Source organism: Nostoc sp., assembly GCF_036919675.1.
Classification (GTDB): Bacteria; Cyanobacteriota; Cyanobacteriia; order Cyanobacteriales; family Nostocaceae; genus Nostoc.
In genome coordinates, this window is the sequence record NZ_JBALCP010000129.1 from 102,631 (window position 1) to 126,523 (window position 23,893).

The window sequence follows — 23,893 nt, forward strand, 5'->3', positions numbered from 1 at the left end:
AGGCTTGTGGTATCAAAGTTAAAAGTGATTTACCACAAGTTTTTAAAGTGTAAATGCTGTTTACCTTTATTGTGCGGTTAAGCAATTATCTCCCTAAGTTTTTGAAGAGTCGCTTCAGACCATTTATTTAGGGACTGACAAAAAATAAATTATCCAAAATTATTTGTACATTTGTAGGGGATCTTGGCCTTGCGCCCCTACGATGGGATGTTTTTTTTAACTGGAAGTCCCTTATAGAGATGGTTTTTCCAGCAGCAATTATGAGCTTGAGTTTTAGCCAAATATTTAGCTAAATTTTGACCTAAATCTAGCCCCGCAGCCACATCACAATCTACTTCATCTTCAAGTTTAACTGCCCACTGCAACCAAGAATTACTCGATAAATACTGCATTGCCCTACCCCTTCCTGACTATCCACAACCAAGTTAAACAGCTAACTAGGTTGGCTAGTCTGAAATATGTTTAGAAGATAGATTATATAATTCTGCTTCAACTAAGGCTGAGTCTTTAACACGGAATAAGGGTAGCTTAACAATCGCATTCAAGGCAACAACTCACAAGTTTGAATTAAACTAGACAAGTATAAGTTCACATTTCTTCTCGTCTACAGTTTCAAAGTAAAATTTTTCACCTTGCTCTATACGTTGCTCAATCAGCCCCATCATCCGTAAAGCTTGCCGTAACACCGCTGACTTATTCATGTCCTTTTTTTCACTAAGACGATTTAGTAGCTCAAGTTCAGCGTCCGACAAGTTAAGTGTGATTAAAGTTTTTTTGCTCAAAACATCTTTACCTCTGTTTTTATATATAGATTATATATCAAATTTACATAGTACATACGTTCTATGTCAAGAGTAAAACTAGTTTTTGTCGTAGCCTCTAGCCAGTAGGACGTGAGAATATGCCTATATGTGACTTATTGAGTCATATATAGGCATATAGTTCAGAAGCTTATCAGCACTCAAACTGCTTCTGTGTTCTTTTCCCCGGTACGAATCCGAATCACTTGTTCAACAGGCGAGATGAAAATTTTACCATCGCCGATTTCACCAGTGCGGGCAGCGGCAATAATTTTGTCCACTACCATATCAACCTGATTGTCGTCAACTACGATTTCCACTTTGAGTTTTTGGAGAAACTCAACGGTGTACTCAGAACCGCGATATCGTTCAGTTTGGCCTTTCTGCCGTCCGAACCCTCGGACTTCAGAAACAGTCATGCCAACGATACCAGCGTTAACTAAGGCAATTTTCACCTCATCTAGCTTAAATGGGCGGATAATAGCTTCTACTTTTTTCATCTTCTTGACTCCTGACTTCTACTAGCTTCGTTTATATATCTAACCAGATCCGCTGTCTGAAGCTGTAACTAGCAGTGCTTTTCCTAAAACATATGTAATAATTACCACTTTTTTAAAGTGTAGATGCTCTGCCTGAGGGTTTGGGACATGAGAAGCGGCAAGGATTTATAAATTGGATAATCTTTGAGGTTTTAACATAAAGAAGTTGCTGTCAAGTTAGCATTTTTTATAGCTTTTATAATCTAAAAATAAATAAATTCCGTCATTTAGCAGATATATTCAGATATTTAGAGAGTGATTGCAGAGAAATTGCTCCGTAGCCCGAAACCATGCTGCTGTTAACTGTGGGAGTGTCAACTAACGTTTCTGATGTTCAAACAAGGGACGCACAACGAAATATCCAGCACTAAAGGCAGTAAGCATAATTAACAAGATGGTGATAATTAACCACCAGCCATTAAGTCTCTTGGCATCTGGCTCAGTAGTGGAATAATAACTTACTTGTTGCTCTTCTATAAAAATTGGTTCTGGTATCGGGAAATTTCTTTCCATTACAGGTGGAGAAAAGTTTTGGCGGCGGCTTTTTTTGGGTGGGGCTTTGGGGACAACAGGTGGAGATGGGCGAGAAACCTGCTGAGGTGGACGCGCTTGGGTTACTGGCTGTTTGGCACCACTTTTCACGTAGCCAGGAGCTTGGGGGACTTGGTGATAACTAGGCGTAGCATGGGAATCCACAAACTTTTGCAGGTGAGAAAAAGACTCAACAACTTTGGCAATTTCTTGGCGTAGTAATTGATTTTCTTGTACTAATTGCTGATTTTTGGTGGTGAGTGCATCTAGCCTCGCCTGTGTTGCTTGCAACTCTGTTGACAATTCCCTGTATACAGATAATGGTACAGAGGCAGGGTAGGCTTGAGTAGTCGGTGTTGGCGAATTTCTGTGAACAGAACCTATGGTTGTTCGCATCGGGGGCTTGGTATTAAAAATCAAGGTAATTAGATCGTACAGAGATGCTAACAGAGATAGTCAGCCCTGAAACTATGCCCAAGAATAATAGAAAAATGCCGAAAGGGCAAAGATTTCTTATTTACATTTTGGATATGGTCAGTAGTCAGTAGTCAATAGTCAGTCAACAGCTTGATAACTAACCACGAGGTTAATTTCGCAACAATGGGAAGAAATGTCCTACAGGGCCTTGCCCTTCGCCAATATCTAGGGCGTAAGTGAGTGCAGTAGTGACATACTCCTTTGCCTGTTGCACCGCTTGCCACAAGTCTTTTCCCTTAGCCAGATTAGCAGCGATCGCAGCCGATAGGGTACAACCAGTGCCGTGGGTATTTTTTGTCTCTACTTGCTGGCAAGTCAAAACTTCCAACTTCTCCCCATTAAACCAGATATCAACACCACGCATATCTCCCTGCATACCTCCGCCCTTGACTAAAACAGCCTTCGTCCGTAAAGTCTTGTGGATAATTTCAGCAGCGGCTTGCATATCCTCCAAAGAATTAATTTGTAAACCGCTCAAAATCTGGGCTTCATAGCGATTGGGCGTGATGATAACTGCCTTGGGAATCAGGGCATGGCAAAGAGTCTTCACAGCATCATCATCAATCAATTGTGCCCCCTTACGTGACACCATTACTGGATCAACTACTAGATTATCGATTTGTAAAGCTTCCACCTGCTGGGCAACAGCAAAGATAATTTCCTGATTGAGCAACATTCCGGTTTTGGCAGCTTGTACGCCAATATCCTCAACTACTGCCTGAATTTGCGCCACAACAGCCTCTCTTGGCATGGCATCAACCCTGGTCACTCCTAGAGTATTTTGTGCCGTGACGCAGGTTATAGCGCTAGTACCGTGGACACAGTGAAAAGCAAAGGTGCGTAAATCAGCTTGAATTCCTGCGCCGCCACCGCTATCTGAGCCAGCAATGGTTAAAGCAACAGGTACCCTGGAGTTTATTTCAGCGTTCATATTATGAAGATTACTGGTGAGATGGTAGTTGCTTGGCGATCGCTTGTTTAAATCGGTTGTGAGTTTTGCAATATCTTGACGACAAGCTGCTTTACCTCTGTGCTCTTGCGGCACAACCGTTAATGTAAGGTTGAGGCTCCGCTTCATCAATCCAGTCAGAGTAATATTTTACGCAACTAGATTTGAGAGAAAGCTGAAGTAACTCTAAATTGCCATGAATGGCATTCCAATTGATTCTAGCGTCTGGTGCGACTTGATTATAAGCAATGCCTTGTGGACTAACACCGACCATATTGAGAGAAACTTCATTAAATCCTTGCACAAAGCGCTCTCCATCCCCATATTACCCTGATATTTGACAAGACTTTACCACCCTATTACCGTAGCTTTTTAGCTTATTTTGTAAAAAAAGTAACAAAGAGCAGGGTATTCACTGATATCAATTGCTGTTTGTGAAGGTTAGTTTTAACTAAGTTCACAAAGCTCAATTACACAGCTTAGAACAGCTTCGATTAAGTTATTACATTAGTCTCCTTAACTTAAGGGGTCAACCTACTAAAGTTTCAACCAATTAAGCTTTGACTACTGTAACTTTAAGTCCCCCGTTATCAGCTAGGGGTGCATTTTACCATGTCGAATTAGCAACCTCCTGACTTTAGACAACGGATAAAGTTCAGAGAAATTAACATCCCAAATACGATTACCGTATCGAATATAGCAGATAGCAAAGCTGTTTTGCAAAGAGCAGCGATGTCTACGACGGGCTACGCTTACGCCGCTGCTACAGATGAAGATCCGATTCAATTCGACTTCATCTGTGGCAATCATCAGATGTCTAACAATAAGCTCAAAGAAGACAGGAAACTTCTCCGGCTCCACATTGATTGTCTACATACTAATCCTCCGATTACCCTCAACAAAACCCTGACGATTGACGGTATCGATACCCCTGGTTTAACCATCAACGGTTGACAGGATAAAAATTTTTCAGTTTGACAACAGCGTTTCTAAGACCGGCGCGATTTCAAATCGTGATTGGACATCTGAGACTGTCCTGAACACTCCAGACAGATAACCCATTCAAATAACTACTTAGCAACTGAGTTTGTTGCTGAGAATGTACTACCAATTCCCCTTACATATATTCGGAGTAAACCTATGGCTGGCAAAACATACTACGTTTCTGGAACAGGCGATGATAAAAAAAATAATGGCTTGAAGGAAGGAGCCGCATTTCGCACCCTCCAAAAAGCCGCAGACTTGGTGCAGGCAGGTGATACCGTCTACGTCATGAATGGTACTTACACCTCATCTTCTGCTAATATCCTGAGTATTGGAAATAAGCAGGGTAGGGCTGATGCGCCGATCACATTTATTGCATATCCTGGACACACACCTGTTATACAAGCACACAGCAACAATTGGAATGCTATATCAATTACAGGCTCTTCATACGTAGTAATTGATGGCTTAACATTGGTAGGAGCACGAGATGAAATTACATTAGAATATGCGCTCCAACATAAAGACAAGACGGATAACTCAGCAACAGCTGGAAATGGTATTAGCGTTAGCAAGAGTAGTCCAACTCAACGGTCACACCATATCACACTTAATAATAACAAGGTTTCTAAGTTTCCAGGAGGCGGGATTAGTGCAGGAGAAGCTGATTATATTACAATAAAAAACAATATTGTTTCTGGAAACTCTTGGTATTCACCCTACGGAACTCAAGGAATCACATTAGGGCATCTTTGGAACTCAGATAATAACGTAAAAGATTACAAAGTAATTGTCGAAGGCAATACTTCTTTTGATAATAAAGAATTAGTCCCTTGGTATCAAACAGGAAAAATAACTGAGGGTCATGGAATAATGCTTGACACTTCTTATATTGGAAATGTTGCATACCAGGGGAAAGCCTTAATCAACAACAACTTAATTTACAACAATGGTGGGGCAGCTATTCAGATTTTCAAAGGAGAAAACCCTGTAGATATTGTAAATAATACAACTTACCACAACTCACGAATAATCCCAGACGGAGAAATTTTTCTTAACGATGCTAAGAATGTTCGGGTCTATAACAATATTATGTATGCAAGCACAGGAGGGTCTACCGCTTCCATCAATTCTTCTAGTAATGTTTCATTTGACAATAACCTTGCTTACAACGGAGCATTTGTTGCCCCAGGATCAGGAAATATTTTAAACAAAGACCCGTTGTTTGTTGATGCAGCAAATGGTGACTTTCATCTCAAACTTGGAAGTCCTGCGATCGATACTGGTTCCAATATGTTCAATAGCATCACTGAAATTATTCCCCAGGATGGCGATGGTAATGGCATTGCAGGGACTGATATTGGTGCATATGAAGCCCCCCGCAGCACCATCCCTACTCCAGAAATTCAAGTTTTCAATGGCACAGTTGATATTGCAGATGAGAGCACCAACGCCATTGACTTTGGTGACACCACTGTTGGTAACACCCTGACCAAAACCTTTACTATTAAGAACACCGGTGTAGCCACACTCAACCTGAGTAATCTCAACCTTCCCAACGGATTTAGTTTGGTCGGAACTCTTCCAACTAGCGTGGCTGTTAATGCTTCCACTGCCATATCGGTGGCACTCAATAGCACTACACCCGGCAGCTATAGTGGCAACTTCAGTTTAAACAACAACGATAGTAACGAAAGCCCCTTTGACTTTGCTATTAGTGGCACAATTAAACCCGCTCCTGCTCCAGAAATTCAAGTTCTCAATGGCATATTTAACATTGCAGATGGCAACACCAGCGCCATTAACTTTGGCTACACCACTGCTGGTAAGACCCTGACCAAAACCTTTACTATTAAGAACATCGGTACAGCCGCACTCAACTTGAGTAATCTCAAACTTCCCGACGGATTTAGTTTGGTGGGAACTCTTGCACCTAGCGTGGCTGTTAATGCTTCCACCACCATATCGGTGGCACTCAATACCATTAAAGTCGGTAGCTATGGTGGTAGCCTCAGTTTAAACAACAACGATAGTAACGAAAGCCCCTTTGACTTTGCTATTAAGGGTACAGTTGGACCCGCTGCTGCCATAAACGGTACTTCAGGAAATGACCAACTTTCCGGAGGCGACCCAGACGATCATATCTGGGGACAAAATGGTAATGACCGGCTTTACGGCAATGGTGGCAATGACCTGCTTTACGGCGATAACGGTAACGATACCCTATTCGGCGGTCTTGGCGATGACCAACTTTACGGGCGTGCAGGCAACGACTGGCTTTACGGTGGTAAAGGCAACGATGTGCTGACTGGGGGCTATGATAATGACACCTTTGTATTAGCTTCTGGTGAGGGCACGGACTCCATTACTGACTTTGAACTGGGTAAGGACAAGATTGCGTTGTCAGGTGGTCTCCAGTTTGGTCAATTGTTGATACAAAAACAAGGAAGTCAAGCTTTCATTGTGGATAGTTCTGACAATCAAGTGTTGGCGAAGTTGGATGGGGTTAGTGCGACAACGCTCTTAGCTCAGGCTTCTACAACTTTTATAACTGTAAGTTAATTGTGTTTTCCAATGACCAAGCCTCGTCACAGCGGGTATAAGTGTGTAGGGAAATAACTAGAGAGAAAAGATTTGGTATTGAGCACCTAAATTCATTTTATGGGGTTTCTCTTCACTTAATCCTTGTCAAGGTGACCGCAACTTTTATTTACTTAGGGAGACAGATTTATCTCTCGATATCGCAGATATGACGACAGTGACAGCCACTCAAACTACCACCATCCATGACCGCACACATGGACTCCAAACAATACAAGTTCTTCATCAATGATCGCTCCACTGGAAACGCTCATTTCCCTTGAAGCCTTTTAGCAAGAATAGTAGAAGCCCCACACCCCGTCTAGTGAGTGTGGGGATGCCAGACGAGAACGACTGTTACCCGTCTACAGCCCAGAATGAATATCGGTCATGGCTCGATATTCATTGCTGGGCTGTTTTGGTTGTTGATATATTCCTTAAGCTTTGATATTGTCACACCACCGCAACTAGCGACACAAACAAATAAAAAACATCCTATTGCAAAGGGACAAGGTGCAAAAGGGGAAGAAGTTGCGATAATTTATTTTTTGTAGTTGCCAAATAACTATTGATTTTGTTGCGATTGCAAGTCTTGTAATACCCCCTGTAAAAACTTACCCCATTCTGCCGCCAAAGGGATTTCTGTAAATGGAACGCGCACTGAGTTAGTAGATTCGGAAAATAGAAATTCTAACTCTATAGAACGACCTTTATTGGGTATATTTTCCACATCTACTGATTTGTCATCGACTAAAAGGTGGATTTGTTTGACATCAAGCAAAGAGAATGTTTCTAGTTTAATAGGCCCTTTAGGCGTGGGTTTTCCCCAAGTTAGATTGTTGCCTTTTTGACCTAATACAGCATAAATATCGTACTTAGCCCGTTCAAATTGCTCTGCCCAAGTGCGATAGGCTTCAACTTTTTGATACTCTTTCGAGCCTTGCCATGTCAACCAGAAAAACATTACTAATAGGGGCAACCACAAAAGACCACGTTCCATCGGTTAAAAAAGTCCTGAGTAATAAGTGAAACTTGTAACTAAAAGAGCAAAATCCACCCATAAAGGATGGAGATAAGTTATGGTAGTGAGCAAACTGGCAAAAAGCGGTGATGAGTTAATATGAGAAAACTTATATTATTGTGCTTGTTTGTCATTGGGCTGGGATCTGCCATATTTGGTTTCCTGAATTTCCAGGGAATGGCAACTAAAGGAGAGTTTGAGACGATTTTGCTTGATTTTCGGGAAGATATTTCATCACTTGTGGTGGAACAGAATCTGCAAGCGATCGCCAAACAATACAACGTTACACCCCAATTAGACAACAAGTTTTCCAAAAAAGATAATGTGTATATTGTCAAAGGCGATCGCCAGCGACTCCAAGAACTGAAAAAATCTCAATTTGCCCAAGCTACAGAATTTATTGAGCCAAATTACATTTACAGAAAGATTCCCCAACCAGGTAAAGCCGCTTGGTTAGGAGAATTTTTGAGACCCCAAGATGATGATGAGACAAGCCCCTCATTAACTGGCCCCAATGACCAATATTACAGCAAGCAGTGGAACTTGCACCAAATCGGCATTGAAGGCGCATGGAGTCAAACCAAAGGCAGTGGCATCACAGTTGCAGTAATTGACACCGGGATTACTAAGGTGCGGGACTTATATGAGACAAAATTCGTCAAAGGCTATGATTTTGTTAACGACCGAGAAGAAGCCAAAGACGATAACGGCCACGGTACTCATGTTGCCGGGACTATTGCCCAAGCCACAAATAACAAATATGGCGTAGCTGGAATTGCCTATGAAGCCAGTCTGATGCCGCTAAAGGTGCTGAGTTCATATGGTGGCGGTACTGTTGCCGATATTGCCGAAGCAATTAAATTTGCTGCTGATAAAGGCGCAGATGTGATTAATATGAGCTTGGGTGGTGGCGGTGAAAGCAAGTTGATGAAAGAAGCGATCGAGTATGCCCATAGAAAAGGTGTAGTTATCATTGCCGCAGCCGGGAATGAAAATACCAATGGGGCAAGTTATCCAGCCCGCTATCCCTACGTCATCGGCGTTTCGGCAATTGGCCCAGATGGCGAAAGAGCACCCTATTCTAACTTTGGTGCTGGGGTAGATATCTCTGCTCCTGGTGGTAGTGAAGCTGGTAAGATTCTGCAAGAAACTATCGACGAAAACGGTGAAGGCGTATTTCTGGGCTTCCAGGGTACAAGCATGGCTTCTCCCCACGTTGCTGGTGTTGCAGCATTAATCAAAGCTGCTGGCATCAAAGAACCAGATGAAGTGTTAAAAGTCCTCAAGCAGTCGGCGCGAGTTATCCAGGATGATGGTTTGAACTATTATGGCGCTGGACAACTCAATGCAGAAGCAGCAGTCAAACTAGCCTTTGCGGGGCAAATCAGTTTCCCAGATTTCTTCCGGTGGTTACGCGATAACGGCTATCTTAACCCCGGCTTTTGGATTGATGGTGGCGCGATCGCACTCTTACCCAAGATTTTAATGGTAGTTGGTTCCTATTTACTGGCTTGGTTTTTACGGGTTTACTTCCCCTTCACTTGGAGTTGGTCTTTATCTAGTGGACTAATTGCCGGCAGTTCGGGGTTATTCTTCCTCAAGGGAATCTATATTTTTGACCTTCCCCAGTGGCCTTTCCGGGTTTTGGGCAGTTCAATTCCCGAACTAGGCAATACTCTCCAGGGAACTAATACGTTCAATCCCCTGTTTGCCAGCGTACTGATTCCCATTGTCTTAATGGCATTGCTGCTGGGACATCCAAGTTGGAAATGGTTTGCCATTGGTTCAACCTTAGGTGTCGCAGCCTGCTTGACGGTAAGTGCGTTTTTCGATCCAGCTGTTTGGGGTTTGGGAAGTGGTCACTTAGCACGTCTTTTCCTGATCACCAATGCCCTAATCTGTTATGGACTTGCTCGTTTAGCATTGAAAAACGAAGAAAAAATAGCATAGAAGGGGAGTGAGGAGTGGAGAATGGAGAATGGAGGAAAAATTGTTAATAACTCCTGTACAGACGCGATTAATCGCGTCTCTCCTAACTCCTGTAGACGCGATTAATCGCGTCTCTACTCCTAACTCCTGTACAGACGCGATTAATCGCGTCTCTCCTAATTTCCTATTCCCCCACTCAGCACCGTTTATGAGCATTACACTTACAGGTAAAATTGAACGCCGTGATATTGGTACAGGCGCATGGGCGTTAGTCACAGAAGAGGGCGTTACTTACGAAATCCTTAAAGGGGCTGACAAAGACTTACTCAAAGCCGGACAAAAAGCAAAAGTTAAAGGACAGGTGCGTGAAGATATCATGACAACTGCCATGATTGGCCCTGCCCTGGAGGTCAAATCTTTTGAGGTAATTAGTTCTGATTAGCTGTGGAATTCAGAACCTCTTGAAGACGGCTTCTAAACTCTCCTTTGGGATGACCTCCTTTTACCTCACCCACAATCAGAAATTCTCCTTCTGGAGAATTGCAGATGATGTAAGTAGGCCATCCCATTTCTGATTTATCGGGATACTGAGTTAATAAAATCTTGCGATACTTGCGGTAAGCAGTTGTATCCTGCATTTTCACATCGATAAATTCTAAACCCAGTTCTTCAGCCACCTTTTTGTCATAAAAAGACATTTTGTGGCAAATGCCGCACTCTTCTGAAGAGAACTTAATTACAGCTAAACTCATGGGTTGGCGACTCTTTGATTTTAGGCAAGCTATTTTAGCATAATGCTATGAAATATTACCATATAGCTGGTCATTAGTGTCAACTTAAGGCTGAAATCCTGATTTAATATCTTTTCTTCCTTCCCTGCTTCTAATAGGGAAGGCAATTTTTTGGGAGGCAGAGCCTCCAGTACCGTATTCCCAGGCGGAACCTGGGAACGAGAAATATACAAATGTAGTCGGCGATGAAGCTCTGATTCTGAAGTTGAAAGCAGTGATTGCTGGCAGACAAACAGTTAAACGGTGACATCTCCTACACTTACCGCTTGCGGTAAGTGTAGGCTTCCAGCAGCCCAATGAAGGGTATGCAGGATTTCCTTCGTGGTACTATCATCCATAGTTCCAACTATGTCTATCTTCCCACTACGGCGTTTTATACTAGGGAAAATGCCCAACCCTAGTCTCTTCAGGTTCACCGCAGCATTAATGTCACGGTCAACCATCAAAGTATTTTGCTCATCCCAATATTCTCTGATACCGCAATCAGTAAAAATAATTTCATTACGGTAACTTAGAATCATTGAGGTATATTGTGGTTTTTTGGAAATTGCAACAGCACCAGCATTCCCGGCTATGCGCTCTAATATTTCAAAGAATTGCCCAAAACCCCCATCATTCCAAGACTTGTTTAGTCCTGATTTTGCAGACTGTCCATTTTGTTGATAGTTGCCCTCCTCACCCTGTTTAGCTTTGTTACGTTGAGTTAACCCTTTGAGGTTCAAGTTCTCATAGAAGAAAAACTTCCTCCCAGTTCTCACAAGTTTGTGAGCAGTTTTGCAGTTTTGTCGGGTAAGGTTCGAGCGTCACCGCTCTCCCCTCCCCTAAGAACCGGACTTGACAGTTTCCCATCATCCGGCTCAAGCCTTATTTCGAGCATTAAACTTGGGTTTTGAGTGTTCCTGTTTGTGACACGCTAGGTGAAGATGCTGAAGGTTTTCTACCGAATCTAGTCCGCCTTGAGCTACAGGAATTATGTGATGGGTTTCTATTTCCTCTCCATTGAATAATGGTTCGCCACAGATTGGACATTTCCAGTTTTGGTTTTGAGCTACTTCATAGTTGCGTGATTTACGCTCCCAGTAGTTCTTACCATGTCTTTGGTGGCGTTTTTCCCAGTATTCCCTGAGAGAGGGGTCATCTGGAGATACGTCCCCCTTGACCTTTACATGTCGTTCGATGGGCGTGTACGCTCTCGGGTATAGGATAAAATCCTTGTTTTTCCCTCGGCGGTCGCTAGTTATAGTAGCGAACGTCCATTTATTGCCATTTATGGTCTTGAAGTAGCGTTTCTGTACCCATTTTGTGTTTTTGTTAGGGTGTCTACGTTTAGCCCAACACCAAAGGTATTGCCACACTCGATGTGCGATGTAGCTGAAAGTTTCTTTGCTAACTACTCCTTTGTAATAGTTGGCAAAACCTCGGAGAATTGGATTTAGTTTTCTGATTATTACTTCTTGTTCTTCCCCATTGAGAACCCTTATTTCTTTTCCTATCCTTTTACAAAAGTCTAGGACTTTCTTTTTGGATGGTTTGATTAAGAGCTTGCCACTGTAGTGACGATGGTTAAATCCAAGGAAATCGAAACCATCTTCCATTGACGTTATTAGTGTCTTCTCCGTGCTGAGTTCTAGTCCTCTTTCTGACAACCATTGTTTTATCTGGGGTTGGATATTTTCAAGACTCTCTTTGTCTTTTGAGGCTCCTCGTGCTAATCGACCAGTTCAGGTCGCGCATAGTGGAAATCTTTGCGACTTCTAGCAATACCTAGATGCTGTTTGGCTTCGCGTTTTGCCAACTTCCGCCGAGATTTAGAGCCACGCTTGCGTTTATTCCTGATTTTGTATTTAAAGGTCGGTCGGTCAGTGATTTAAAGGTTCACTTAGTTCTTACGACCAAGTATAGGCGCAAGGTCTTCACGGCAGAGATGTTAAAACGATTAGAAGATATCTTAGTTAACTTGCTCGAAAAGTGGGATTGCAAGTTAGTGGAGTTCAATGGAGAAGAAGATCATGTGCATCTGCTATTTCAATACCATCCAGACTTACAGATTAGTAAACTTGTCAACAACGTTAAATCAGTAACTTCGCGCAGGTTGCGTCAAGAATATGCAGAACATTTAGAAAAGTTCTTCTGGAAAGATGTTTTTTGGAACGGGTCTTATTTTGTGGCTAGTTGTGGCGGAGTCACAATTTCAAAGCTTAAAGAATATATTGAGAATCAAAATAATCCAGAATGAATATAGGTCATGGCTCGACATAGCAATTAATTGTTTTGGCTACGCCAAAAAGCATTAATCACTATCTCTCCCCACTCCCGCGCATTCATCCCACACTCCGTCTAGTGAGTGTGGGGCTTCTGCTCTTTTAGCTAAAATATGGAAAAAAAATTAAGAATGTGATTAAATATCATAGCAATCATTTTGGTGTGGCATCTCTAGCTCACAATAAAAAGAAAGCGATTCAGGGATTGAGTGAGCAGCTTATGCTCTATCCTGGCAACAGGAGGATACTCAAGGTCTACCAGCACTAGCAACAAGAGTAGTGGTGCATTCCAGTTACATCGGTAGGAAATGCTAGGGCGATGTCTAACGACAAGCCGCTACGCCAAAAAAACCCCCAGTGGGCGTTAGCCAACGAGGGGAGTTAGTTATCAGGGTGCATCTACCAATTAAATGTTCTCAGGTTAAACACCATACTCCGGATAAATCTGTACAAAGGTCAGTTATTTTTTTAAATAAAAACCCCCCAGTGGGCGTTAGCCAACGAGGGGAGTTAGTTATAAGGGTGCATCTACCAATTAAATGTACTCAGGTTGAACACCATACTCCGGATAAATTTGTACAAAGGTTAGTTATTTTTTTAAATAAAAACCCCCCAGATGGTGTTATTCTACTAGGGGAGTGAGTGATCAGGGTGCATCTACCAGTAATTTTTTCTAGGGGCAGCAGTATCTTCCTGAGAAAATGGTAAAAATCAGGGTTGATGGTAATGTCTATGAGGGGCGTAGCTGCGGCAACTAGAAAAAAATCCCCAATGGGTGTTAGCCAACCAGGGGAGTTAGTTATCAGGGTGCATCTAGCAATAATCTTTTCTAAAGTAAATGGGTAGCTAGCGAATAAATTAACAGAGGTTAAAATTGTTGCTGTTTAGCCACCAGAAAAAACCCCCAACGGGTGTTAGCCAACCAGGTGAGCTAGTTATCAGGTCACAGCTACCAATTAAATAACCAGTGCGCTGCCTTAAAAAATTGATGCGTTAGAGATGATTGCTGCTTACTTTCTTCATAAAAAAACCCCCAGTGGGTGTTAGCCAACCAGGGGAGCTAGTTATCAGGGTGCATCTACCAATTAAGTGTTCTAGGTTTAACCACCATCCTCCGGATAAATTTACTAGAAAGTTGATTATTGTTGTGTGTAAAAAAAACTCTAGTGAATATTAACTGAATTAGGGAGTTAAAAATCAAGCTACATTCATCTAGTAATCAAGTATTCTAGGGTTAAGCACTATTTTCTGGGAGAGAATATCTGCGTTAGAAGTTGCTGTAGTTTGCCAAAATTGAAAAAAACCCCCAGTGGGTGTTAGCCATCTAGGGGAGTTGAAGATCAAGGTGCATCTACCAATTAAGTGTTCTAGACCCAAGTAATCCGATCCGGATAAAGTTGTAAAGGCAAAAAAAGCAAAACAACACCGAATCAGAAACATTCAGGGGTAGGATGCATCTAAGTTATCAGAGGAAGCGAAAAATCGACTTGAAACTTTCGCGTTTCAAACCAGATTTAGGAGGCGGACAGGAGAAGCTGTGACCCAGGAATTTCATATTTCCGTGACCCCAGTAGGGCAAAATGACTACTTGGTGCGGACGGAACAAGTCGCGCCTGGGGTACCATTGGCAGAAGAATTGGTGAGTTGGCCTGTAGCTGATTGGTTGATGGCTGCTGGACATTTGATGAATGACCCGTTGAAATCGGTGTTGCAAGGAGATCCATTCGCCTCTGGTGGGCACGAAAGCAATATCGCCAGAAACTCTGTTAACTTGGTGGCGTTGGGTCAACAATTTTATAACGCCCTATTTCAAGGCACTCTCAGAGATAGTTGGATTACTGCCCAAGGTATTGCCCAAAACCACCAACAAGTACTACGCTTACGCTTGGGGCTAAAAGACACTAGGTTAGCTCGTCTGCCTTGGGAAGTGATGCACGCAGGCGATCGCCCTCTGGCTACTGGGCCTTATGTGGCTTTTTCTCGCTTCCAAAGTGGAATTTTGGGGGCTTCCCGTTTGCGATCCCTGCGGGGGGCTACGCCTACGCAAAATATGCCCACACTACCAGAAGGTGGTGTCAAAGTATTGATGGTAATTGCTTCCCCCTCAGATCAAGTCCGCCTTGATTTACAGAAACAGGAAGCTATTAAACTGCAAGCTGAACTTCACCGGCAAACATCACGACTGGCTGAAGGTAGCAATCGTTTCCCCCAAATTGAACTCACTGTATTAGACCAACCAGGACGGGAAGAATTAACGCAAGCCCTAGAACAAGGCAGATACCACGTTCTCCACTACTCTGGTCATAGTAACTTAGGTTCCAATGGCGGAGAAATTTATCTTGTTAGTCGCAGAACTGGCTTAACGGAAATCTTGACTGGGGACGATCTGGCTGGTTTGCTCGTCAACAATAATATCCAAATGGCAGTGTTTAACTCCTGTTTGGGGGCGTACACAGCCGCATCCGATCCCTCTGGAGATACTGGTGAACGTAATCTGGCAGAAAGTCTCGTGAAGCGCGGAATCAGAAGCGTTTTGGCGATGTCAGAACGGATTCCTGATGAAGTGGCACTGACGCTCACACAATTGTTTTACCGCAACTTGAGTCAAGGATATCCAGTAGATTTGTGCGTCAGTCGCGTGCGTCAAGGATTAATTTCTGCCTATGGTTCTCACCAGATGTACTGGGCATTACCGATTTTGTATCTCCAGCCAGAGTTTGACGGTTTTCTGAGTGAGGAAACTGAGTTATCTGAAAGTGCGGAGTCGCTGAATCAGTATAGTTCGCCTTTAGGGGCAACTTCCACAATGTACTCTGCGATCGCAGATGATACCGAGATGCCTTTAGGAATCGAGCAAATGATCCCTTCTGGTTTGGCGCATGACTCTTCTGGGTTAGACTGGCTAGGTGACGATACTTGGGGCGATCTCGTTGATGAAATTGAGTATGATGACCCCAGCTATGAAGAAGATTCTGCTATAGTTTCAGATTTATTTCGTCAGTTAGATAACCAAAAAGCTCCAACTGAACCGGATGAACAGATTCGAGAAAATAGTCTTCACCAGAGCCAGGTTTCAGAGGAAATGACTTCCCCAGAAGAGGAAGCAGATTTGTGGGGAGAAGTTCCACCGCCGCCACCCCCAACTGCTGCGAACCTTGAAGGAAATTGGCAAAATTCTGCTGATTTTTTGCGCTCGCAACCAGCCCCGCAACCAGTCCCACCAAGACCTCGTACCCAACGCCGCAAGCTGTGGCCGATTGTGGGTATTATGGGGATCAGTGCTTTAGCAGCTGCGATCAGTTTAAATTGGTGGTGGCAAAATCGACACCAAGTAACTCTGCCTAACATACCAGCAATACCTACCGAGTCTCTACCCGTTCAAAAGCAGCAAAATATCGACTTACAGACAGCAGCGACTGGGATTGTCACCACCACCGCCACTGAAAAATTGAGCCAGGGCGACTTGGAAGGTGGGTTATTGGCTGTAGAAGAACTACTCAATCGTGGCGCACTGGCTGCGGCTGAAACTGCCCTGAAACTAATTCCAAATAAACAAGCTGATGATCCATCTGTCAACTTTTACAAGGGACGATTAGCGTGGCAGTCTATCCAAACTGGAGACAATAACTATAGCGTCGATGATGCCCGCCGTTACTGGGAAACTGCTGCAAAAGCTAAACCAGAATCGCCTTTGTATAATAACGCCTTGGGATTTGCCTACTACACGGAAGGCAATCTGAATCGAGGTAATGATTCTTGGTTCAAAGCTTTGAATTTAGCTCTCAAAGAGCAGAACACACAATCAAGATCCACAAAGACAGCAGTGCCTCAGGATGCTTTAACTTCCTATGCTGGTTTAGCTCTCGGATTGTATAAATCTGCACTTAGTCAATCTAATGGTAAGCAGATACAATATCTCAAGGAAGCGATCAAGTTGCGGCAAATGGTAGTTAAGTCTGATCCAGTAAATTTCCAGGTAGATAAATTAGCTAAAAATTGGTTGTGGACGGAGAAGGCGATCGCAGATTGGCGATCGCTCCTTCAGGAAAAGAGCGAAGAACAGTAAGATGTTGCAGTGGAGCGATCTCAGTTGATTAAATAGCAGTTCTCAATTCCATGTAATATAGTCGGTTTGTAGGGGCACAGCAATGCTCATACGTGTCAACTTAAGCTCAAAGGCAGGCATGTCCCACAGGCGTTTTACCCCCCTTAATCCCCCCTTAGAAAGGGGGGAAACAGGAAATTTAGTTCCCTCCCCTTCACAAGGGGAGGGTTAGGGTGGGGTAACGCGGATCGTGATGGGAAGCCAGAGAACTGAATATCACGTCTTGACAAGGGTTTCACATTAAGTTGACACGCATAAGCATTGCTGTGCCCTTACTGCGTGTTGCTTTTGCAAGAGGGTTCACAATTTTCACGATTCAAATAGGATTTTTCTATACTCTTATTTATTACCTTGAAACTGCTTAATAATATTGCCAATTAAAGGCAACTGTTCCAATACCATTTTCGTCAAAACTACAAAAGATTTCTCAGAAAGGCGATCATCTCCACGCAGTTGTAAGACTCCGATTATGACTATAAATAAAACAGTACCAATAATGACTAGGGCTAGTGAATAAATTGGTAAGATACCTGCAAATATCCCAACTGTATTAAAGACTATTGCGAATACAAGTAAATAGAACATTCCATTTCGATAAGCCCAAGGAAGTGTAACTTGGTATTCTGGTTTAGAAGTTTCTGCCTGTTTATATGGTTTTGTCATAGAATTATTGTCTGGGTTTGATCCCTGAATTATAACTGTTTTAACATTTCCCCCTATTGTGACAGAAGAATTAGGCTGAAAATCGCCACCCATCTGCTGTTCTACTGGACGTAACTTCCCTTTATGCATTACATCATCAATCAAGCCCCAGACATTCACCATTTTGTATGGTTTTTTGCGACATTGAATCTGGTCTTGCTTATCAGCGATAAACTGTCGCAATTCTTCAAATAGATAAAAGTGTGGCTCTTGGCTATCTTTGCATGTGTCACAATTACAGGGGATTAACTTGTGGTACTTTAGTCGCTGGTACGAGGCATGAATTTCATCGAGTTTAAGCGTAACTTCGGTCATCAAATCTCTTTTATGACGACCTGAAACTCGAATCTTAATCTCCCGCTTGCCGTAATATTCAATCACCTCTGCCTTTGTCTGCTCTTTGCTGAGAACAACGCCGCTTTTCCAGACACATTCTTGTTGATTAATCAACTCATGCATGGCGACGATGAACTGGGTAATGATGCCCTTGGGCATGAACTCGTAAGTGTAACGCAGAATCAGGTTGTTGGTTTCATCCCACTTATATGGGGGTTGATTGGCAGATAGCAATTGTGGGGCAATATAATTTCCTTTGCTTCTAGGAATTTCGTAGCACAGCTTGAAATTGATCATCAGGCGCAAGAGTTCATCATGCATCGTGGTGTATTCGTCTTCACACCAGATGTTTGCCAAGTCAGACTGGGTAAAACTGCCCAGCTTGCGAATCACCTCTTCATTATCCAGCACTTTGTAGACTGCATCAGTTCCCCACTTGGGTTTGAGGATGATGGTTTTGTTCAAAAGTGGGTCTTCCTGGAAGTGCAAGCATACTCCCAAATCGTGCAGATAGCTGCTCAACTGCAACTTGTCATTTCTTTGGGTGAACCCATTTTGTTGGCAGATGTTCAGGTATTCATCCAAGCCGATGTAATTGCGTGCGTCACTCTCCAAAGCTTCCCGGACTCTAACCCAGGTTTTTGGGAGCGGACTGCCAATATGAGGTAGATTTTTAACGTAATGCTTGATTTGTTCTAAAACTTGTTCTAAACCTCTGTTGGTAGCAAGGTTTGTTGGTAAAGTCTCCTTCAAGTTAGTAAACTGCCCCCGTAACTGGAGTTCATTAATTTCCCGGTGGCGGTTTTGCTTCTCATTTTTAATGATTAGTAGGGGACTGTTATCGCTCAACAGTTCTACTACATTTAACCAGTAATAAAAATCCGTATCTTCCTTGCGATTATCCGCCACTAAAACGTAGAGGGAACGCTTAGTGAGGAAAAACTGGTGAGTCTCATGGTAAATCTCTTGCCCCCCAAAGTCCCAAATGTTGACTCGAAATTCTCGCCCGTTTTCCATTGGGAAACCCCACTGGATGACCTCAATTCCCTTCGTTGAGTCTTCCTCTTGAAGTTGATAATTTTGGTCTTCAATTTTCTTCGTCAGTGTTGTCTTCCCTGCTCCTCCTTCGCCGATAATTAGTAACTTTGCTTCACATAGATAATCTGTACCTTCTGCTTGCAGTTGCCGGAAATAATCCCTAATTGCCTCAATACCTTGTTCAACAATTTCTGGTGGCGGCTTTTCGATGGGATTGCCGCTTAAATTTAGGATAGTGAGTTGTTGCAGGCGGGCGATCGCTTCTGGCAACGTCTTTAATTGGTTGCCGCTTAAATACAGGGTAGTGAGTTGTGACAGGCGGGCGATCGCTTCTGGCAACGTCTTTAATTGGTTGCCGCTTAAATCCAGGGTAGTGAGTTGTGGCAGGCGGGCGATCGCTTCTGGCAACGTCTTTAATTGGTTGCCGCTTAAATTCAGGTAAGTGAGTTGTGGCAGGCTGGCGATTGCTTCTGGCAACGTCTTTAATTGATTGTCGTATAGATACAGGGAAGCGAGTTTTTGCAGGTGGGCGATTGCTTCTGGCAACGTCTTTAATTGGTTGCCGTATAGATACAGGGAAGTGAGTTGTTGCAGGCGGGCGATTGCTTCTGGCAGTGTAGTTAATTGGTTGCCGCTTAAATTCAAAACCTCCAACCATTCCAGTTGAAACACCTCAGCAGGAATCTCTGTTAATTTTTCCTTGTTATCAGTACGCCAATCATTGCTTAAATCTAATTCTTTAAGCTGTTTTTCTTTCGCTTCTCGGATTTTTTTAAGGTAACGTTGAGGCGTATTTGCCATACTGAGGTTCACCTATCAACGAAAGTTATATGTAATGCCCCTGATTTGCTAAAGAATCTTGCAACTATTAATATTTTGCACTAATCCCAACAACCGCCATAGGTTTCTAACCTATGGCTGATAGCAAAAGTCCTCTTCAGAGGACTAAATTCCTTCTAGACTTGGGTTTTAGTCCACATTAAGTAGACTTTAGCTATAAGCCTGGAACTTCGAGTTTCAGGCGATCGCGGCTGCTAATTGAGAATGCTGCAAGATATCAAAGCAATCTACTATGCTGTGTAAGACTACACGAGCGCTAATAATTTTTACGGTATTTTAAACAGAATTTATCATTACCAATGTTTAGGTTGACTCGTGAATGAGTCTTTGATACTCATTAATGGAGCTATGAACTCCGTTAATGAGTCTTTTATCCTCGTTCACGAGTATATTTTGCCAGTTCACGAGGATATTTTGTCGGTTCACGAGGATATTTTGCCAGTTCACGAGTATATTTTGCCGATTCACGAGTCTTTGATACTCGTAAATGAGTGTTTGTATCTCGTCGGTGAGTATCTGAGACTGATTAATGGAGTTACGAACTCCGTTAATTAGTCTTTGATATTCGTGGATGGGGCTACGAACTCCGTTAATCAGTCTTTGAGACTCGTCAATGAAGTCTTTTTTCCTAGTGGATGAGTGAAGCGAATAAAATTCGGGGAGTTTACAGGCACACAAACGGAGGTGTACCCCTACTCTTAAGCGAACTACGTTTAGCGTTCGGTAAAAGTCTATAGCAATCCTAAATTATTCGCAAACAACAAGATCCCCTACTTCTTGAAGAAGTTGGGGATCTGAGGCTGACGATTTTCACTAATCAAATAGGATTGCTATACTATCTACCTGCTGCTATCAAACGTTGATGCACTAAATACTCAAATTGATAAAGATAGGCAGCAATAATGACTCGAATTATGGTTTGGACTATCAGCAGAGGCTGCGCTTGAATCTTAAATAAACTGAACAAATTGAGTAAATCAGGAGATGGCAAGAAAAGCATTATAATACCAAATGCTATGATTAGCGAGAGAATATTCACCAACCAGCCATACAATCCTTCCCACCAACTGATCAAACTAGGAAAAACTCCTGTTGTTGGCTCTGTTTGTGGTAGTTGGCTCTCAGGAAAGAAGCTATCTAAAAATCGATGCAGCCAATGGTGAACCAATGCGACTACCACGATGGGCAAAAGTTGGATTAGTAAACTTAATAAGTACAAGAATTTGAGAGAAATAGGCTGGGGTAAGAAGTTAATCAGGGTGGAAATAATATTCCACAAATAGACGATCGCATACTGTAAACCAATTATCAACAAAATGAGGGCGATCGCATTTACCCAAAACCGGGGAGTAGGAATCCAAGATGGCCAATTTCGCATAAATTTTTTCGTGGATAAAAAATTTTAATCAGAACTGGATTAAAATCTTTTGGTGATTTTTTGCCAGTATAATCTATGCCATAAAGTTAGTGAAAATAAGTAGCGATAAGCCTTGATTCATACTTTGCCCCCTTGCTTTATGTCAAATTTGACCTCTCTCCAAACCTCTCCCTAACACGGAAAGAGGCTTAATCAGCGAACTAAGGTTAAACTTTCGCCGCAGCAACACTTGGTAAACTTACTTTCAACCGCTTAAACATCGCTTCCCGCGCTTGTACAGCAAGATTATCATCTAAAGGTTGCAATGCGATCGCCTGCTGATACTTTAGCCGCAGTGCTGTTTGAATTAACCAATCGGCGACAAAAGGATTTTTTGGTAACAAAGGGCCGTGAGAATAAGTTGCGATCGCATTCTGATAAAATGCTCCTTCTGTCCCATCTTCACCATTATTTCCCAAACCGTACACCACTCGCCCCAATGCTTCCACTTTCCCCAGTTTGGTACGTCCGCCGTGATTTTCAAAGCCTACCAAATATGGTGTGCTACCCGTCATCTCTTTTAAATCTCGCGCCAGACGTGAGGCTGTGACTTCAATTACCAAGTTACCAATACAGCGCTTAGTATTTTCACCAGGATGCACAGAAACTAAATCGAGTATTCCCAAACCATCAATCCGTTGTCCTAATCCTGGTTCATAATAGTGTCCCAGCAACTGGGGGGAACCACAAGTAAACACTCCTGGCGTACCATTTTCGATTTTCTCGCGCATGGCGTCAGCTTTTGCGCCTTGCAAATCACGCATGACAAGTTCTTGCTGACGATCTTGTGCGCCACCACCAACTATTACATCTACAGTTTTAATATCTGCGGCTGTGGCATTTTGATCCAGGGGTAACACTTTAACATCGTATCCCCGCCACTGGGCGCGACGTTCTATAGTAATTACATTACCGCGATCGCCATAGGTACTCATCAGCGTTGGGTACAACCAACCAATTGTTAATTCCAATTTTTGGGAACTCATAAATACTCTTGATTAATAACTAATAGTTTTTATCAACTTATGCTGAAATCACTCTGTGCATATCCAAACTTGGAGGAGCAATTTCCGTTTGGGTTAGCATATCGTGAATTTGTCCTCGGTGATGTGTCTGGTGGTTGAAAACTCTTTGGGTAACGAAATATGGGGCATAGGGAAAAATTTCTCTACTTCCCACTCCCCAATTTAAAGAATTTTTCGACCAGTCAGCACTTCTCGCACTTCTAACATTGCTGAATAGGTAGGCAGAATGTGCAAAGTTTCATTCTCTGGTGTATGCTCTAATGCAGTAGCGATCGCCTGTCGCAAATCTTCTTCGACTATTAAATTTAACTTACTCTCACAGTACTTCTCACTGTAACGTAGACGTAGTGCCATATCATAGACGCGATCGCCACTCACTACTAAAGTCCCTCCGCGTTCGACTAATTTCTCAGTATCCACGTCCCAAATCCAGGATACATCAGTGCCATCGGGCGTGCGATCGTTCAATACTAGCAGTGTGGTTTTATCTGTGCTTTGAGTAACCACACGAATGGTTTCATTCGTTCCTACAGGATTTTTTGATAACAGAATCCGCACCCGTTTACCGTTAATTACTAAATCTTCTGCCCGACCAAATGCAGCTTGAAAGGTGTTAATAGTATCTCTAATTGTTGCTTGATCAACTCCTAACTCAATAGCCGCAGTCGCAGCTGCTAAAGTATTATATTTGTTGTATAAACCAACAAGAATTTGCGACCATTCACCACTTTCGAGAGTCGGTTTACTTTTAGTAAAACCACACTTGGGACAAGTAAAATCTCCCAAATGAGACAAATAAACACCCTTGTAATCTAGAGAATGTCCACATCTAGGACAATAGATAGAATCAACAGCGTGAGGAATAGCTTCTAAATAATGTTCTGGTTCATTCAAGCCAAAGAATAACACTCGTTGAGGTAACTGCTGACCGAGGTTAGATAAAGTTGGGTCATCAGCATTGGGAATTACTACCGTTTCTGCTGGTAGGGTAGAAATAACTTTTGTCCAACGCTTACTAATTGTGTCTACTTCCCCGTACCTATCGAGTTGGTCGCGGAATAAGTTTAAACAGAGAATAATTCGTGGTTGGAGTGGCGTTAATACTCTTGGGACAATATTTTCATCCACCTCCAAAATGGCGTAATCAACATCTAGTGTACCTAATAAGGTGGTGCTTTCTAACAGCGCACTTATCAAGCCATTTTCTAGATTTGCACCTGTAGAATTATGAGCGATGCGGTAACCCTTGCGTTCTAGGATCGTGCATAAAAGCAGTGCTGTAGTGGTTTTGCCGTTAGTACCAGCAATTAAAATCACCCCGTTTTTAACTTGCTGACTCAATAATTGTAAGAGTCGGGGTTCAATGCGACGAGCAATCGAGCCTGGTAATACACTAGCAGCACCGAGACGGAGCGATCGCACTATAAACGTCACACTTTTTGCCACTGACACCGCGAAACCCAATCGCAGCCTATCTATGAATTGTATTTTGTTTCCCACATCGGTATCCTAGTCTTCTGGCGGTTGCTAATTGAAAGTATTTAATTACAAATTTAATATGCGTGAGT

General features: G+C 42.7%; 23 protein-coding genes. 8 read left to right on the top strand and 15 right to left on the bottom strand.

Going from position 1 to position 23,893, the window contains the following annotated elements:
• Positions 1-197: 197 nt before the first annotated feature.
• From V7K49_RS28715 to V7K49_RS28740, 6 genes are all read right to left on the bottom strand, one after another.
• A complete protein-coding gene (locus V7K49_RS28715; RefSeq protein ID WP_334873486.1) occupies positions 198-392 on the bottom strand; it encodes a hypothetical protein in 195 nt (64 codons plus the stop codon).
• A gap of 180 nt (positions 393-572) precedes the next feature.
• Positions 573-782: a ribbon-helix-helix protein, CopG family gene (locus V7K49_RS28720; protein WP_335208660.1), complete on the bottom strand. Its 210-nt coding sequence runs from the start codon at positions 780-782 to the stop codon at positions 573-575.
• 179 nt (positions 783-961) lie between these two features.
• Positions 962-1,300, bottom strand: a complete 339-nt coding sequence (locus V7K49_RS28725) for a P-II family nitrogen regulator (protein ID WP_012410794.1) — start codon at positions 1,298-1,300, stop codon at positions 962-964.
• 357 nt (positions 1,301-1,657) lie between these two features.
• Positions 1,658-2,266 carry a hypothetical protein gene (locus V7K49_RS28730; RefSeq protein WP_335208661.1) on the bottom strand — a complete coding sequence of 203 codons (609 nt, stop codon included), beginning with the start codon at positions 2,264-2,266 and terminating at the stop codon, positions 1,658-1,660.
• 190 nt (positions 2,267-2,456) lie between these two features.
• Complete coding sequence (gene thiD, locus V7K49_RS28735; RefSeq protein WP_335208777.1) at positions 2,457-3,278, bottom strand: bifunctional hydroxymethylpyrimidine kinase/phosphomethylpyrimidine kinase; 822 nt, start codon at positions 3,276-3,278, stop codon at positions 2,457-2,459.
• A gap of 91 nt (positions 3,279-3,369) precedes the next feature.
• Positions 3,370-3,600 (bottom strand): hypothetical protein, encoded by a 231-nt coding sequence (locus tag V7K49_RS28740; protein ID WP_334873492.1) that lies wholly within the window; start codon positions 3,598-3,600, stop codon positions 3,370-3,372.
• Between the two features lie 428 nt (positions 3,601-4,028).
• Between V7K49_RS28740 and V7K49_RS28745 the strand changes: the two genes are divergently transcribed.
• The 3 genes from V7K49_RS28745 to V7K49_RS28755 all read left to right on the top strand — a co-directional run bounded on the left by V7K49_RS28745 (position 4,029) and on the right by V7K49_RS28755 (position 7,414).
• Positions 4,029-4,250: a hypothetical protein gene (locus V7K49_RS28745; RefSeq protein ID WP_335208662.1), complete on the top strand. Its 222-nt coding sequence runs from the start codon at positions 4,029-4,031 to the stop codon at positions 4,248-4,250.
• A 186-nt stretch (positions 4,251-4,436) separates the two neighbouring features.
• The gene (locus V7K49_RS28750) at positions 4,437-6,842 is read left to right on the top strand and encodes a choice-of-anchor D domain-containing protein (protein WP_335208663.1); all 2,406 of its coding nucleotides are present in this window, start codon (positions 4,437-4,439) and stop codon (positions 6,840-6,842) included.
• A gap of 395 nt (positions 6,843-7,237) precedes the next feature.
• Positions 7,238-7,414 (top strand): hypothetical protein, encoded by a 177-nt coding sequence (locus tag V7K49_RS28755; RefSeq protein WP_335065954.1) that lies wholly within the window; start codon positions 7,238-7,240, stop codon positions 7,412-7,414.
• Between the two features lie 11 nt (positions 7,415-7,425).
• Here the strand turns inward: V7K49_RS28755 and V7K49_RS28760 are convergent, their stop codons facing one another.
• The gene (locus V7K49_RS28760; protein WP_335208665.1) at positions 7,426-7,860 is read right to left on the bottom strand and encodes a hypothetical protein; all 435 of its coding nucleotides are present in this window, start codon (positions 7,858-7,860) and stop codon (positions 7,426-7,428) included.
• 120 nt (positions 7,861-7,980) lie between these two features.
• Here V7K49_RS28760 and V7K49_RS28765 point away from each other — a divergent pair, with 120 nt between their 5' ends.
• The gene (locus tag V7K49_RS28765; RefSeq protein ID WP_335208666.1) at positions 7,981-9,831 is read left to right on the top strand and encodes a S8 family peptidase; all 1,851 of its coding nucleotides are present in this window, start codon (positions 7,981-7,983) and stop codon (positions 9,829-9,831) included.
• Positions 9,832-10,018: 187 nt separating this feature from the next.
• On the top strand, positions 10,019-10,252 hold the full coding sequence (locus V7K49_RS28770) for a hypothetical protein (protein WP_334873531.1): 234 nt from the start codon (positions 10,019-10,021) through the stop codon (positions 10,250-10,252).
• Here V7K49_RS28770 and V7K49_RS28775 read toward each other — a convergent pair.
• From V7K49_RS28775 to V7K49_RS28785, 3 genes are all read right to left on the bottom strand, one after another.
• On the bottom strand, positions 10,239-10,562 hold the full coding sequence (locus V7K49_RS28775) for a thioredoxin family protein (RefSeq protein ID WP_273769266.1): 324 nt from the start codon (positions 10,560-10,562) through the stop codon (positions 10,239-10,241). The genes V7K49_RS28770 and V7K49_RS28775 overlap by 14 nt on opposite strands.
• 275 nt (positions 10,563-10,837) lie before the next feature.
• Positions 10,838-11,359, bottom strand: a complete 522-nt coding sequence (locus tag V7K49_RS28780) for a hypothetical protein (RefSeq protein ID WP_335208667.1) — start codon at positions 11,357-11,359, stop codon at positions 10,838-10,840.
• Between the two features lie 99 nt (positions 11,360-11,458).
• Complete coding sequence (locus V7K49_RS28785) at positions 11,459-12,196, bottom strand: group II intron reverse transcriptase (protein WP_335208668.1); 738 nt, start codon at positions 12,194-12,196, stop codon at positions 11,459-11,461.
• A gap of 233 nt (positions 12,197-12,429) precedes the next feature.
• Between V7K49_RS28785 and tnpA the strand changes: the two genes are divergently transcribed.
• The gene (tnpA, locus tag V7K49_RS28790; RefSeq protein WP_335208778.1) at positions 12,430-12,837 is read left to right on the top strand and encodes an IS200/IS605 family transposase; all 408 of its coding nucleotides are present in this window, start codon (positions 12,430-12,432) and stop codon (positions 12,835-12,837) included.
• Positions 12,838-14,399: 1,562 nt separating this feature from the next.
• The gene (gene hetF / locus V7K49_RS28795; protein ID WP_335208670.1) at positions 14,400-16,928 is read left to right on the top strand and encodes a cell division protein HetF; all 2,529 of its coding nucleotides are present in this window, start codon (positions 14,400-14,402) and stop codon (positions 16,926-16,928) included.
• A 378-nt stretch (positions 16,929-17,306) separates the two neighbouring features.
• Here the strand turns inward: hetF and V7K49_RS28800 are convergent, their stop codons facing one another.
• Positions 17,307-19,844 carry a COR domain-containing protein gene (locus V7K49_RS28800; protein ID WP_335208671.1) on the bottom strand — a complete coding sequence of 846 codons (2,538 nt, stop codon included), beginning with the start codon at positions 19,842-19,844 and terminating at the stop codon, positions 17,307-17,309.
• 387 nt (positions 19,845-20,231) lie between these two features.
• On the opposite strand from V7K49_RS28800, the gene V7K49_RS28805 reads away from it, so the two are divergent.
• Positions 20,232-20,438, top strand: coding sequence for a hypothetical protein (locus tag V7K49_RS28805; protein ID WP_335208672.1), 207 nt, complete (start codon positions 20,232-20,234; stop codon positions 20,436-20,438).
• Positions 20,439-20,718: 280 nt separating this feature from the next.
• Here V7K49_RS28805 and V7K49_RS28810 read toward each other — a convergent pair whose 3' ends face one another.
• From V7K49_RS28810 to V7K49_RS28825, 4 genes are all read right to left on the bottom strand, one after another.
• Positions 20,719-21,261 (bottom strand): hypothetical protein, encoded by a 543-nt coding sequence (locus V7K49_RS28810; protein ID WP_335208674.1) that lies wholly within the window; start codon positions 21,259-21,261, stop codon positions 20,719-20,721.
• 206 nt (positions 21,262-21,467) lie between these two features.
• Positions 21,468-22,286 carry a type 1 glutamine amidotransferase gene (locus V7K49_RS28815; RefSeq protein WP_335208675.1) on the bottom strand — a complete coding sequence of 273 codons (819 nt, stop codon included), beginning with the start codon at positions 22,284-22,286 and terminating at the stop codon, positions 21,468-21,470.
• A gap of 37 nt (positions 22,287-22,323) precedes the next feature.
• On the bottom strand, positions 22,324-22,479 hold the full coding sequence (locus tag V7K49_RS28820) for a DinB family protein (protein WP_334960899.1): 156 nt from the start codon (positions 22,477-22,479) through the stop codon (positions 22,324-22,326).
• A gap of 8 nt (positions 22,480-22,487) precedes the next feature.
• Positions 22,488-23,825 carry a Mur ligase family protein gene (locus tag V7K49_RS28825; RefSeq protein WP_335208676.1) on the bottom strand — a complete coding sequence of 446 codons (1,338 nt, stop codon included), beginning with the start codon at positions 23,823-23,825 and terminating at the stop codon, positions 22,488-22,490.
• Between the last annotated feature and the right edge of the window lie 68 nt (positions 23,826-23,893).

What these genes read in the sequence shown, in the direction of transcription:
- V7K49_RS28770 (WP_334873531.1), top strand. Translation starts at nt 10,019, where the DNA reads ATGAGCATTACACTTACAGGTAAAATTGAACGCCGTGATATTGGTACA.
- V7K49_RS28750 (WP_335208663.1), top strand. Translation starts at nt 4,437, where the DNA reads ATGGCTGGCAAAACATACTACGTTTCTGGAACAGGCGATGATAAAAAA.
- V7K49_RS28715 (WP_334873486.1), bottom strand. Translation starts at nt 392, where the DNA reads ATGCAGTATTTATCGAGTAATTCTTGGTTGCAGTGGGCAGTTAAACTT.
- thiD (WP_335208777.1), bottom strand. Translation starts at nt 3,278, where the DNA reads ATGAACGCTGAAATAAACTCCAGGGTACCTGTTGCTTTAACCATTGCT.
- V7K49_RS28785 (WP_335208668.1), bottom strand. Translation starts at nt 12,196, where the DNA reads ATGGAAGATGGTTTCGATTTCCTTGGATTTAACCATCGTCACTACAGT.
- V7K49_RS28745 (WP_335208662.1), top strand. Translation starts at nt 4,029, where the DNA reads ATGTCTACGACGGGCTACGCTTACGCCGCTGCTACAGATGAAGATCCG.
- V7K49_RS28755 (WP_335065954.1), top strand. Translation starts at nt 7,238, where the DNA reads ATGAATATCGGTCATGGCTCGATATTCATTGCTGGGCTGTTTTGGTTG.
- V7K49_RS28730 (WP_335208661.1), bottom strand. Translation starts at nt 2,266, where the DNA reads ATGCGAACAACCATAGGTTCTGTTCACAGAAATTCGCCAACACCGACT.
- V7K49_RS28805 (WP_335208672.1), top strand. Translation starts at nt 20,232, where the DNA reads ATGAACTCCGTTAATGAGTCTTTTATCCTCGTTCACGAGTATATTTTG.
- V7K49_RS28815 (WP_335208675.1), bottom strand. Translation starts at nt 22,286, where the DNA reads ATGAGTTCCCAAAAATTGGAATTAACAATTGGTTGGTTGTACCCAACG.
- V7K49_RS28810 (WP_335208674.1), bottom strand. Translation starts at nt 21,261, where the DNA reads ATGCGAAATTGGCCATCTTGGATTCCTACTCCCCGGTTTTGGGTAAAT.
- V7K49_RS28760 (WP_335208665.1), bottom strand. Translation starts at nt 7,860, where the DNA reads ATGGAACGTGGTCTTTTGTGGTTGCCCCTATTAGTAATGTTTTTCTGG.
- V7K49_RS28765 (WP_335208666.1), top strand. Translation starts at nt 7,981, where the DNA reads ATGAGAAAACTTATATTATTGTGCTTGTTTGTCATTGGGCTGGGATCT.
- V7K49_RS28800 (WP_335208671.1), bottom strand. Translation starts at nt 19,844, where the DNA reads ATGGCAAATACGCCTCAACGTTACCTTAAAAAAATCCGAGAAGCGAAA.
- V7K49_RS28775 (WP_273769266.1), bottom strand. Translation starts at nt 10,562, where the DNA reads ATGAGTTTAGCTGTAATTAAGTTCTCTTCAGAAGAGTGCGGCATTTGC.
- V7K49_RS28725 (WP_012410794.1), bottom strand. Translation starts at nt 1,300, where the DNA reads ATGAAAAAAGTAGAAGCTATTATCCGCCCATTTAAGCTAGATGAGGTG.